The 12,366-nt window shown below is 70.3% G+C and carries 10 protein-coding genes; 5 read left to right on the top strand and 5 right to left on the bottom strand.

Going from position 1 to position 12,366, the window contains the following annotated elements; genetic code table 11:
• Nucleotides 1-8: 8 nt before the first annotated feature.
• From ACFVW8_RS35445 to mtnA, 5 genes are all read right to left on the bottom strand, one after another.
• On the bottom strand, nucleotides 9-737 hold the full coding sequence (locus tag ACFVW8_RS35445) for a ComF family protein (RefSeq protein ID WP_389697470.1): 729 nt from the start codon (nucleotides 735-737) through the stop codon (nucleotides 9-11).
• A gap of 80 nt (nucleotides 738-817) precedes the next feature.
• Nucleotides 818-2,587 (bottom strand): LpqB family beta-propeller domain-containing protein, encoded by a 1,770-nt coding sequence (locus ACFVW8_RS35440; protein WP_389697472.1) that lies wholly within the window; start codon nucleotides 2,585-2,587, stop codon nucleotides 818-820.
• An 85-nt stretch (nucleotides 2,588-2,672) separates the two neighbouring features.
• Nucleotides 2,673-4,703, bottom strand: a complete 2,031-nt coding sequence (gene mtrB / locus ACFVW8_RS35435) for an MtrAB system histidine kinase MtrB (protein ID WP_389697468.1) — start codon at nucleotides 4,701-4,703, stop codon at nucleotides 2,673-2,675.
• Nucleotide 4,704: 1 nt separating this feature from the next.
• On the bottom strand, nucleotides 4,705-5,394 hold the full coding sequence (mtrA, locus tag ACFVW8_RS35430) for a two-component system response regulator MtrA (protein WP_187740742.1): 690 nt from the start codon (nucleotides 5,392-5,394) through the stop codon (nucleotides 4,705-4,707).
• Between the two features lie 4 nt (nucleotides 5,395-5,398).
• Nucleotides 5,399-6,544, bottom strand: a complete 1,146-nt coding sequence (mtnA, locus tag ACFVW8_RS35425) for an S-methyl-5-thioribose-1-phosphate isomerase (RefSeq protein WP_389697466.1) — start codon at nucleotides 6,542-6,544, stop codon at nucleotides 5,399-5,401.
• Nucleotides 6,545-6,684: 140 nt separating this feature from the next.
• On the opposite strand from mtnA, the gene ACFVW8_RS35420 reads away from it, so the two are divergent.
• The 5 genes from ACFVW8_RS35420 to ACFVW8_RS35400 are packed head-to-tail and all read left to right on the top strand — an operon-like array spanning nucleotide 6,685 to nucleotide 12,121.
• Nucleotides 6,685-7,890: a glycerophosphoryl diester phosphodiesterase membrane domain-containing protein gene (locus ACFVW8_RS35420; RefSeq protein ID WP_389697464.1), complete on the top strand. Its 1,206-nt coding sequence runs from the start codon at nucleotides 6,685-6,687 to the stop codon at nucleotides 7,888-7,890.
• A 4-nt stretch (nucleotides 7,891-7,894) separates the two neighbouring features.
• Nucleotides 7,895-8,584, top strand: a complete 690-nt coding sequence (locus tag ACFVW8_RS35415) for a DUF4129 domain-containing protein (protein ID WP_389697462.1) — start codon at nucleotides 7,895-7,897, stop codon at nucleotides 8,582-8,584.
• Nucleotides 8,581-9,801 (top strand): DUF4350 domain-containing protein, encoded by a 1,221-nt coding sequence (locus ACFVW8_RS35410; RefSeq protein ID WP_389697460.1) that lies wholly within the window; start codon nucleotides 8,581-8,583, stop codon nucleotides 9,799-9,801. Before ACFVW8_RS35415 ends, ACFVW8_RS35410 begins: the two co-directional genes overlap by 4 nt.
• Nucleotides 9,798-10,799, top strand: coding sequence for an AAA family ATPase (locus ACFVW8_RS35405; protein ID WP_389697458.1), 1,002 nt, complete (start codon nucleotides 9,798-9,800; stop codon nucleotides 10,797-10,799). The genes ACFVW8_RS35410 and ACFVW8_RS35405 overlap by 4 nt, the downstream gene beginning before the upstream one ends.
• Before the next feature lie 11 nt (nucleotides 10,800-10,810).
• On the top strand, nucleotides 10,811-12,121 hold the full coding sequence (locus tag ACFVW8_RS35400; protein WP_389697457.1) for a DUF58 domain-containing protein: 1,311 nt from the start codon (nucleotides 10,811-10,813) through the stop codon (nucleotides 12,119-12,121).
• The last annotated feature ends 245 nt before the right edge of the window (nucleotides 12,122-12,366 follow it).

The following is a 12,366-nucleotide window of genomic DNA, read 5'->3' as shown; positions in this document are numbered from 1 at the left end:
ATGCAACTTCACTTGCAGTTCCGGTTTATTTCCAAGGCGGACGGAGATACTGCGACAACGGCCGCCCGGCGCGCCCCGGGACGGGGTCTGTCCGGCCCGTCGGCCCCGTCGATCGCCCGTGCCGCCTCGGCAAGCGAGGCACCCGTCGTGAGCAGGTCGTCGACGAGCATCACCCGGCCGGTGGCGAGCAGCCGGCCGCCTCCCGCCACCACGTCCAGGGCGCCCATCAGATTCGCCCGGCGCTCCCGGGCTCCGAGCCCCGACTGGTCGGCCACCGGACGCCGCTGCCGCAGCACCGACGCCACCCGTGCCGGCGTGCCCGCGCGCCGCAGTTCCGCCGCTGCCGCCAGAGCGATCCGGCGCGTCGGATCATGGCCTCGCGCCGCCACGATCCGCCGCGACGACGGCACGGGCACCAGCAGCAGGGGTCCCGGACCGGACCGTGGCCCCGCCCCGGCCCTCACCGCACCTGCCAGCGCCTTGCCGAGCGCTCCGGCGAGGCCGAGTACACCCCGCTCCTTGTGGGCCAGCAGGACCGCCCGTACCGCGTTCTCGTAGCCGGCGGCGGCATGGACGACAGGTAGACCGTCGGGCTCCGGAACAGGTCTCACCCGGCGCGGCACCCCGCCGTGGAGTTGCGCGCCGCACTCCTCGCACAGCTCGGTCCGCGGCCTGCCGCAGCCCCCACAGGCCACCGGCAGGACCAGTCCGGTGATCTCCCGCCACCACCCGCGCATGGTTCCACTGTGCCCCCGGCCGGCCCGCCGGACCACCCCTGTGGACAACGCCCGGCACCAGGCGAGCGCACGGGCGCCGGTCAGCCGGGGTAGACCAGCGCCGAACCCTCCTTGAGGACCGTCTGCCAGTTGTCGCCGGGAAGCAGCTTCACTATTCCGTCGCCCTGTGTGTCCGCCATCAGCGGCAACTGCTCGTCGTCCGCCGCGGCGATCGCCAGCACCTGGTTCACCCCGGGCAGCACACCGGAGGAGGGCGTCGAGCCGTCCGCCTGCACATAGCGGACCTGCTGCACACCGCCCTGCTCCTTGCCGACCACCACGAGACGGCTGCCGCCCGACCACGACATCGTCGTGACATCCGCCAGCTGCGGTGCGGCCTGCCGCAGGTCCACCACGGAAATCCGCTGCTTGTCCTGCGGTCCCTGACGCTCGATGCGGCCGATCTTCAGCGTTGTATGGCCGTCGCTCGTCAGCAGCAGGGCGATGCGCACCCCGTCCGAGGAGAGCCGCAGTCCCTTGATCCGGCCGCCGTCCAGACCCGGCACGGTGACCTCCTGCGGCTTGCCCGCACCACCGGCCAGCCGCAGCAGCCTGGGGTTGTCCGGATCCCGGTCAGCGACCCACAGATCCCCCCTGCCGTCCCAGCTGGGCGCCGTAAGACGGTTCTTGGCACTTCCCGCCCTGCTCGTCACCGCCGCGGCCGGCAACTCGCCGTCCTCGGTGATGGAAGCCACGTAGAGGGCGTCGCCGTGCTGCGAGAGCGCCGCGGCCAGCTGCTCGTCCCGCGCGACCCCGACCGAACTCATCCGCACCGAACCCGAGCCGAACGGGCCGGCCACCGGCTCCGGCTCCCCACTGCCCTTGGTGCTCCCCGGTATGCGCTGCACATGCCCCTTGGCATCGACGAAGTACTGGCTGTCGGGCCCACCGGACGAACCGTCGGGGGCGTACTCCTCGGCCTGGTCGGCTCCGAGGACGCACAGCGGCGATCCGTCCGAACGCTGCAGCTCCACCTGCTCTACCCGCGCCGATGTCAGGTCCCGGAGGGTGAAGAGCACCTGCGAGGCCATCATCCGACAGGTGCGCTGCCCGGTCCCGTCCGCCTTCTTGTTGAGCGGGACCTTCAGTACGTTGCGGTCGTCGGGCGTCAGCGAGGTGACGCCCTTCCGCAGCCCCGCACCGGCCGGGAAGCGCGATGTGACCACCGGCCGCAGCCAGTCGGTCGGGCCCCTGAGGAGGCTGCGGACCGCCTGCGTCACGGTGTCCATTCCGGTGGCGGGGTCCGTCCGGTTACGGATGTAGACGGGGTCCGCGACCAGCGTGGACTCCGCCTCGGACAGCCCGGTGGCGAAGTAGAACTTGTTGACGGACCGGTAGAGCCGCTTGAAGTCCGACTGCCCGAGCACCAAGCCGTCCGGCACGGAGTCGATGCGCCACTCCTTGCCGTCCGGCCCGTTCTGCCGCACCAGGTGGAGGCTGCCGGTGTAGTCCGTCGGGGCCAGCGGCTGGTAGGCGTTCTGTTCGTCGACCGTTGCCACCCGCTCGCCGGTCAGGGTGTACGTGACCTCGGTGGTGCTGCGGTCGCTCTCGTGGACGGGCCGGTCGCTCCGGTTCGGCGCCTTGGCCAGCACGGTGGTGACCGCGCTCGGCTTCCACTCCTTCGACGCCTGCGGCGTGAGGTATTTGCGCGTCGTACGGAAATCGGAGTCGTCGCTGGTCATCGACTCCAGGAAGCCGTCGACCACCTCGTTCGGGGTGGCGCCGTCACGCGGGGCGACCGCGTACACCTGCACCTGGGAGTCACCGGGCTGCGAGGCGTCCACGGCCTTGACGTCCCCGGTGACGGGCATCGAGCCGCACGCGGTCAGCAGCAGAGCACCGCATCCCAGCAGCACGGTCAGTCCCGCCGCACGTCCACGGCCGCCCTGAAGACGGTCAGTGCCCACGAGTCGTGTCCTCCCGCCCCGGATCCTGCCCCGGAGAGTCGTTGTGGCCGCCCGTCCGCTCCTCGGCGGGCCTCGGCACCACACGTGCGCCGTTACCGGGCAGCGCCGCCGGATGCACCGAAACCGGAGCGGTGCGGGCAGCCACGGGGGCGCGGGCCGGTACCGGCAGGGGGGAGCGGTCCGTACCCGCGGCCTGGGAGGGCACGGCCATCAGCCGGTGCTCGCCGCCCGTGGCCGGTGCGGGAGCAGCCGCGGCACGCTCCCGGTCCTCCCGGTTGCGCCGCGAGTCCTCGGGCTCCAGCGGTATCGGCGAACCGCGCAACGGCTCGTCCGCCGTGCGCGGCAGCGTCAGCCGGAACTGCGAGCCGCCACCGGGCTCACCCCAGGCCTGCAGCCAGCCGCCGTGCAGCCGGGCGTCCTCCACGGCGATCGACAGCCCCAGACCGGTACCGCCGGTGGTCCGTGCGCGGGCCGGGTCGGCCCGCCAGAAACGGTTGAACACCCGAGTCGCCTCGCCGGGCTTCAGCCCCACGCCGTAGTCCCGGACGGCGACCGCGACCGCTCCGCCGGCCACCCCCATCCGCACCACGACATCGCGGCCCTCGCCGTGCTCGACGGCGTTGACGACCAGGTTGCGCAGGACTCTCTCGACCCGTCGCGCGTCGGCCTCCGCGATCACCGGCTGCTCGTCGCCGACCACCCGGATCCGGGTGCCCTTGCGCTCGGCCAGCGGCTCGGCACCGCCGATCACCCGCCGCACAACCTGCCGCAGGTCTATCGGCTCGGCCTCCAGCGCCGCGGCTCCCGCGTCGAACCGGCTGATCTCCAGCAGATCGGAAAGCAACGACTCGAACCGGTCGAGCTGATCACCGAGCAGCTCAGCGGAGCGCGCGGTGACGGGGTCGAAGTCGACGCGTGCCTCATGGATGACATCGGCGGCCATCCGTACCGTCGTCAGCGGTGTCCGCAGCTCGTGCGAGACGTCCGAGACGAATCGCCGCTGCATCCGGGAAAGCTCCTCCAGCTGCTGGATCTTCAGCTGAAGGTTCTGCGCCATCTTGTTGAAGGCCTCACCGAGACGGGCGATGTCGTCCTCGCCGGTGACCTTCATCCGCTCCTGGAGCCGGCCGGCGGAGAGCCGTTCGGCGATTCCCGCCGCCATGCGGACAGGCGTGACGACCTGGCGCACCACGAACCAGGCGATGGCCCCGAGCAGCACGACCACGAACAGGCCCGCGGTGGCCAGCGTGCCCTTGACGAGCGTCAGAGACTTCTCCTCCTGCGTCAGCGGGAAGACGTAGTACAGCTGGTACGGATTGCGGTCGATGTCGTAGAGCCGCTTGCCGACGACGAGACCGGGCTGCGACTCCTGCCCGTTCGCGTACTTGATCCGGGCGTACGTCTGGAACGCCCCCGGGCCCCTGTTCACCGACTCGCGCAGCTTCTGCGGAATGCTCGCGGCCTCGACGCTGCCCGAGCCGCGGGGCGCGCGGGAGCCCTCGTCGGCGCTGAGCGCCACCACGTTGAAGGCGTTCTTCCCGCCGCTGGCGAGCTGGTCGACGAGCTCGGTCCGCCAGGAGTTGTTGGCGGTCGTGCCGTCCGTGGCGTCACCGCCCTGCCCCGTGGGGGTGAGCGGTGCGTTCGCCTTTTCCTGGGCAGCGGCGAATCCGCCGGCTGCCTGGGTCTGTGCGGCCTTGCCCTTCGCGTCCAGCAGCCCGTTGCGCACCTGCCCGATCACGACCAGGCCGAGCAGCAGCACCACGCCGAGCGACATCAGCAGTGTGCCGGCGACGACCCGCAGCTGGAGGTTGCGCCGCCACAGCCGCACGGCGGGCAGCAGCGGACGCCGCACCCAGCGCATCAGCAGTCGCGGCACCGGCCCGCCGGGCGCCCGGTTCTGGAACAACCGGCCGCCCTGCAGGAAGAGCCCGACGTGTGACGACGTGTGCCCTGAACCGGCAGCCCGCTCCGTACGGACTCCCGGCTCCCCGGGCTTCGGAGCAGCGCTACCCAGGGACATGTCAGCTCGGTCCGGCCTTGTAACCGACACCTCGGACGGTCACCACGATCTCCGGCCGCTCCGGGTCCTTCTCGACCTTGGAGCGCAGACGCTGGACATGCACATTCACCAGCCGGGTGTCGGCGGCATGGCGGTACCCCCACACCTGCTCGAGCAGTACCTCACGGGTGAAGACCTGCCACGGCTTGCGGGCCAGCGCGACCAGCAGGTCGAACTCGAGCGGGGTCAGGGCAATGGACTGCCCGTCCCGTTTCACCGAGTGCCCGGCCACATCTATGACCAGATCACCGATGGTGAGCTGCTCCGGTGCCGGCTCTTCGGACCTCCGCAAACGTGCCCTGATCCGGGCAACCAACTCCTTAGGTTTGAACGGCTTGACGATGTAGTCGTCGGCCCCGGACTCCAGGCCCACCACCACGTCAACCGTGTCGCTCTTGGCAGTGAGCATGACGATCGGCACACCTGACTCGGCCCTGATCAGCCTGCAGACCTCGATGCCGTCCCTACCGGGCAGCATGAGATCCAGCAGAACCAGGTCCGGCTTTGCCTCACGAAATGCAGCAAGTGCCTTGTCGCCGTCCGCTACGAACGACGGCTCGAACCCCTCACCACGCAGCACAATCCCGAGCATCTCGGCCAGTGCGGTGTCGTCGTCGACGACAAGGACGCGTCCCTTCATAATCGACATCATCCCATTAGCTAATCGTTATCTGCGATGATCTGGCACACAGCTCTGCCAGTCCGACCCCTGTGACCGGGGAGATTACGCCCTCTTCCGTGACGATGGCCGTGACCAGCTCCGGCGGTGTGATGTCGAAGGCGGGGTTGTACGCCGGGGATCCCTGCGGTGCCACGATCACGCCACCCGCTTCCCGACCGTCCGGCCCGACCTGCGAAAATGTGACCTCCGTCACTTCCCGTCCGGGTCTCTGCTCCACTGTGATCGCCGCCCCGTCTGCGGTGCCCAGATCCACGGTCGTGGTCGGTGCCACCACGATGAACGGTACGTGGTGATACTTCGCGAGCACCGCCAGTGGATAACTCCCGACCTTGTTGGCCACCGACCCGTCCGCAGCGATGCGGTCCGCCCCGATGAGTACGGCATCCACCTCCCCCGCGGCGAACAGCGATCCTGCGGCGTTGTCCGTGAGCACGCTGTACACCATGCCGTTGCGAGCCGCCTCGTACGCGGTCAGCCTCGCCCCCTGGAGCAGCGGCCGGGTCTCGTCCACCCAAAGCCGCCTCAGCCGTCCTGCCCGGTGCACCCCGAGCGCCACCGCGAAGGCGGTGCCTTCCCCTCCCGAGACGAGCGCCCCGGTATTGCAGTGGGTCAGCAGCTGATGCCCGCCATCGGGAAGCAGCTCGTCCAGGAGAGCGAGCCCGAACCGCGCCATACGCCCGCTGGCCACGGCGTCCTCCTGGTGCAGCGCCCTGGCCTCGGCCAGCGCCTCCGCCGCCGCCAGCTCGGGACCTGCTCCCTTCTCGAGCGCCCCCCGGTACGCCCCGGCAGCCCGCCGCACTCCGTACCCGAGGTTCACCGCAGTGGGCCGCGCCCCCTCCAGCAGTCCTGCGGCCACCGCCACGTCCTGCCCCCGCACCGCAGCGAGAGCCACTCCGTAGGCGCCCGCGATACCCAGCAGTGGGGCACCGCGCACCGCCAGCGTCCGGATCGCCTCCACCAGCGCGGCCACATCGGCGCACACCAGCTCGGCCTCCTCCGCAGGCAACCGCGTCTGGTCGAGAAGCACCAGCACAGGACCTTCCGGAGGCTCGTCCCAGCGAAGTACGGGAAGCGCCGAGGGGGCGGTGCCCACCGGCGGTTGCGCGTCCTGATCAGCCATCCGCCCAGTCTGCCCGGTGAGCTGCCCACATATGAAGAGACCAAGGAGATAGAGCACCAGGCCCGGACAGGTGCAGCGCGTGGCACGATGGCTGCCAACCTGACGCCCCGATGAGCGGACAGGACCGTTAAGGAGCGAGAATGAACGACACTCCGGGCTGGGCCTCGCCCGGATCTGCCCCCTCCGACGACCAGAAGGCGGGCGTCCCCCGCCCTTCCGAGCCTGTCGACGGCAGCGGACCTGCGGGAAACTGGTCTTCCACGCAGCCGCCCGCAGGGCAGTGGTCCCCGCCGAGCAGTTCCGCCCCCGGCCCCGGTACGCCGCCTCCCGCCCCCGGCTGGGGCGGTCGCCGCCCCCAAGGGCCCGGCTGGGGCGGCCGGCCGGATGCTGCGAAGCCCGGTGTCATCCCGCTCCGCCCGCTGGGCATCGGCGAGATTCTCGACGGCGCCGTATCCACCATGCGCGCCCACTGGCGCACCGTGCTCGGCATCACGCTCGCCGTCTCCGTGGTCGCCCAGACCGCGAACATCCTCGTGCAGCGATACCTGCTGCCGGAGCCGCCGTCCGTGGACGCGGACGCCACCGGCTCGGAAGCCCTGCGGCAGGCCGCCGACTCGCTCCAGTCCAGCCTGACGAACAGCGCCCCGCCTCTGCTCATCACCATGCTCGCCACCATCTTCACCACAGCGGTGCTGACCGTGGTGATCAGCCGCTCGGTGCTCGGCCGCCCCGTCACACTCTCCGACGCGTGGGCCGAGGCCCGGCCCCGGATGCTTCCGCTGCTGGGCCTGACCCTGCTGCTGGCCCTCATCGCCGCGGCCATCATGACCGCCGGACTCCTCCCGGGTTTCCTGCTCGGCGACACAGCCGGTGTCGGGCTCGCCTTCCTCGGACTTCTCGCCGCGTGCGTGGTGCTCCTCTGGCTGATGGTCCGTTTCTGCCTCGCCTCCCCGGCGCTGATGCTGGAACGGCAGTCGATCACCGCCTCGATGCGACGCTCCGCCAAGCTGGTCCGCGGCGCCTGGTGGCGGACCTTCGGCATCCTGGCGCTCACCTGGCTGCTGACGCTCGTCGTGACCCTGGTGATCGGCATCCCGTTCGGCATCATCGCGATGGTGGTGGACGGCGGCGGTATGGGTGCGTTCCTCACCGACGACGCCAACAGTTTCGGCTGGCCGTTCCTGATCGTCTCCGGCATCGGCGACGTCGTCGTATCGACGATCACCTACCCGCTCTCGGCGGGTGTCATGGCACTGCTCTACGTGGACCAGCGCATCCGCCGCGAGGCACTCGACCTCGAACTCGCCAGGGCAGCGGGTCTGCCGGGCTACGACAACAGGAGCTGACGCAGTGTCGGGGGCGGGAGGCACAGCGGCGGCACAGCTACTGATCCGGGCGAGCGGCGACATACCCGTGGACACCCCCCGGGTGCCCGCCCGCGAGGCAGCGAAGCACGAGCTGTCCAAACCGATGTACCACGAGAACGACCCGAACCTCCTCCAGCGCGCCCTCGACCACCTGTGGACATGGTTCGGCGATCTCCTCTCGTCCGCCTCGGGCGCCGCCCCCGGCGGACCGGCCGGACTGGTCGTACTCGTACTGATCGTCCTCGCTCTGATCGCCGCGCTCTGGTGGCGGCTCGGCACCCCGCAGCGCGGCCTCAGGCCTGCGGACGCCCTCTTCGAGAGCGGCCCCCGCAGTGCGGCGGAGCACCGCACAGCCGCCGAGGCCCACGCCGCCGCCGACCGCTGGAACCAGGCGGTCCAGGAACGGATGCGCGCCATCGTCCGCTCCCTCGAGGAACGCGCCCTCCTGGACCCCCGCCCCGGCCGCACGGCCGATGAAGCCGCCGCGGAGGCCGGCCGCCCGCTCCCCGAACACGCCACACGACTGCGGGCGGCAGCCCGGCAGTTCGACGACGTCACATACGGTGGCCGCACCGCCGACCGGCAGGCGTACCTGACCCTGCTCGCCCTCGACCTCCAGCTCGAGGCCGCAAAACCGCAGCTGTCCAGCACGCTCCGTGGAGCTGCGGGATGACCGTGACCAGCGCCCCGTCCTCCTCTGCATCCCCCACTCCCCGTCAGGTCTGGAACCGCACCCGCGGAATTCTGCTCGCCGTCCTCGTACTCGTCGCCGCCGGAGTCGCCCTCGCAGCAACCCACTCCGGCGACCGGCACGGCCGTCTCGACCCCCGATCCGCCGACCGCTACGGCAGCCAGGCCGTCGCCGAACTCCTCAAGGACCGCGGCATCTCCGTCCGTGTCGTGGCCACCCTCGAAGCGGCCACGTCCGCGGCCGGCCCCGACACCACACTGCTCGTCGCGAAGCCCGACCTGCTGACGCGGAACCAGCAGAACACCCTCCACGGCACGACCACCGACGCCGGCCGGACCGTACTCCTCGCTGCCGGACCGCCGTCCGTGGACACTCTGGCCCCAGGAGTCCGAGCAGAATCCTCCGCCCCTGTGACCACACGCGCCCCCCGGTGCTCCCTGGATGTGGCCCGGCAGGCCGGCACAGCCGAGACGGGCGGCGTCCGCTACACCTCGGACAACCCCGGCGCCCTCAACTGCTACCCGGCCGACGGCCTTTCCTCCTTGCTGGTCCTCCGGCGTCCGGCAGCAGGTGACACCGTCCTTCTCGGATCCCCCGACATCCTCTACAACGACCGTCTGGACAACCAGGGCAACGCCTCGCTGGCCCTTCAACTCCTCGGTTCCCACCCACATCTGGTCTGGTACCTCCCTTCGCTCAGCGACCCCTCCGCCGCAAACGGCGGCGGAAACAATGACGGCGGCACGGGGGACGGCAGCGCGGGGGAGAGCAGCTTCATCGATCTGATCCCCTCGGGCTGGCTGTGGGGCACTCTGCAGCTCACCCTCGCCGCCGTACTCGCCGCCGCCTGGCGATCACGGCGCCTCGGCCCCGTGATCGCCGAAAGGCTGCCTGTCGCCATTCGAGCCTCCGAGTCCACCGAGGGCCGCGCCCGACTCCACCGCAAGGCCAACGCCCGCGACCGGGCAGCCGCTTCACTGCGCCACGCCACTCGCACCCGCATCGCCCCCCTCGTCGGCGTCTCCCCGCGGGACGCCCACTCCCCCTCCTCACTCCTGCCTGCTGTCTCCGCACACCTCAGTACGACCGACAGCGACCTCCACTCACTGATGTTCGGCTCTGCTCCTCCCGACGACGCCTCCCTCGTTCTTCTTGCAGACCAACTCGACACCCTCGAAAGGGAGGTTCGTACTTCATGACCGCCCCGCCCCCCGTTCCCTCCGGGACAGCCGAGACCGCCGGGAGAGACGGCACGGCCCGCGCCGCACTGGAAGCGCTGCGCTCCGAGATCGCCAAGGCCGTGGTCGGCCAGGACCCGGCTGTCACCGGGCTCGTCGTCGCACTGCTCTGTCGAGGTCACGTCCTACTCGAAGGCGTCCCGGGCGTAGCCAAGACCCTCTTGGTCCGGGCTCTCGCTGCGTCACTCGAACTCGACACCAAGCGCGTCCAGTTCACGCCCGACCTGATGCCCAGCGACGTCACCGGGTCCCTTGTCTACGACGCCCGCACCGCTGAGTTCTCCTTTCAGCCGGGGCCGGTCTTCACCAACCTGCTGCTCGCCGACGAGATCAACCGGACTCCTCCCAAGACGCAGTCCTCCCTCCTGGAAGCAATGGAGGAGCGCCAGGTCACCGTCGACGGAACCCCCCGGCTCCTCCCCGACCCCTTCCTCGTCGCAGCCACCCAGAACCCGGTGGAGTACGAGGGCACGTATCCGCTGCCGGAAGCCCAGTTGGACCGCTTTCTGCTCAAGCTGACCGTTCCGCTCCCGTCCCGCGAGGACGAGATCAACGTCCTGACGCGCCACGCCGACGGATTCAACCCCCGCGATCTCAAGGCGGCGGGCATACGCCCCGTCGCCGGACCCGCAGACCTGGAAGCGGCGCGCACCGCGGTCGCCCACACCAGCGTTTCCCCCGAAATCGCCGGCTACGTCGTAGATATCTGTCGTGCCACTCGTGATTCCCCCTCGCTCTCCCTCGGAGTCTCACCCCGGGGTGCCACTGCTCTGCTCTCCACCGCCCGGGCCTGGGCCTGGCTCACGGGCCGCGACTACGTCATCCCGGACGACGTGAAGGCACTGGCGCTCCCCACGCTCCGCCATCGCATCCAGCTGCGGCCCGAGGCCGAGATGGAAGGCGTCACCCCCGACTCGGTCATCACCGCAGTGCTCGCCCAAGTCCCCGTACCGCGATGAGGCGGTGAATTGTGGCTCTCACCGGACGCACCGCGTTGCTTGCAGCTTTGGGATCACTCCCTGTAGGCATCCTGGCCCCGAGCTGGACGGGCATGCTCGCGGTCAATGCCCCGCTGTCCCTGGCAATTCTGTGCGACTATGCCCTGGCCGCGCCAGTGCGCCCGCTCCAGTTCACCCGATCCGGCGACACAAGCGTTCGACTCGGTGACGGCGCAGACGTGCAACTCACCGTAATCAATCCCTCCCGACGCCTCCTGCGAGCGCATCTCCGTGACGCCTGGCCTCCCAGTAGTTGGCGCCCCGGCACGGAACATTCCGCGTCTCGCCACAAGCTGTCGATCCCACCCGGCGAACGCCGCCGCATCACCACTTTCCTGCGCCCCACCCGCCGTGGAGACCGCCGCGCCGAGCAGGTCACCATCCGCTCGTACGGCCCGCTGGGGCTCGCCGCCCGCCAGGGAAACCACCGAGTGCCGTGGACGGTCCGGGTCCTGCCCCCGTTCACCAGTCGCAAGCACTTGCCGTCCCGCCTCGCCAGATTGCGCGAGCTCGACGGTCGCACCAGCGTCCTGACCCGCGGCGAGGGCACCGAGTTCGACAGCCTCCGCGCCTATGTCCCTGGCGACGACACCCGCTCGATCGACTGGCGGGCCACCGCCCGACAGTCTGCCGTCGCCGTACGCACGTGGCGTCCCGAGCGCGACCGTCACATCCTGGTCGTCCTCGACACGGGCCGTACCTCAGCGGGGCGGGTGGGCGACGTCCCTCGTCTCGATGCGGCGATGGACGCGACTCTGCTCCTGACCGCTCTTGCGACCCGGGCCGGCGACCGTGTGGATCTGCTCGCTTACGACCGCCGGGTACGCGCCCGTGTGCAACGCCGGGCAGCCGGGGAGGTCCTGGCCGCGATGGTCGATGCGATGGCCACGCTCGAACCGGAGCTTGTGGAAACGGATGCACGCGGTCTCAGTGCAACGGCTCTGGCAAGCACTCCGCGCCGTTCCTTGATCGTGCTTCTGACGAGTCTCGACGCTGCCCCCATCCAGGAAGGCCTGCTCCCCGTCCTGTCCCGGCTGACGCAGCGGCACACCGTGCTCCTTGCGGCCGTCAGTGACCCGCACGTCGACGAGATGGCCGACGCGAGAGGCGCAGTGGACGCTATCTATGAGGCTGCTGCCGGTGCCCAGGCCAAGGCTCGACGCCAGCAGACAGCGGATCAGCTCCAGCGACACGGCGTCGTTGTCATCGAGGCGACTCCCGATTCCCTCGCGCCGGCTCTGGCTGACGCCTACCTGGCGCTCAAAGCAGCAGGTCGCCTGTAGAGGCTGGGGCCCGCCCGGGTGGATGAGACGAGGAGCGCGATGAGGAGCACGGGCCACGGCAGGAAGACCGGCCTTGGCATGGCTGCCCTCGTCTGATTTCACGATCCGATTTCATGCGTCGTTCCGGCCCGGAACGCAGAAAACCCCCGCGCCAAAGGCACGGGGGTTTCCACAATAATTGTTCGGCGGCGTCCTACTCTCCCACAGGGTCCCCCCTGCAGTACCATCGGCGCTGAAAGGCTTAG

The organism is Streptomyces sp. NPDC058221 (assembly GCF_042882365.1).
GTDB lineage: Bacteria > Actinomycetota > Actinomycetes > Streptomycetales > Streptomycetaceae > Streptomyces.
The sequence above is the reverse complement of the archived record's forward strand: the minus strand, read 5'-3'. Positions and strand labels throughout refer to the sequence as shown.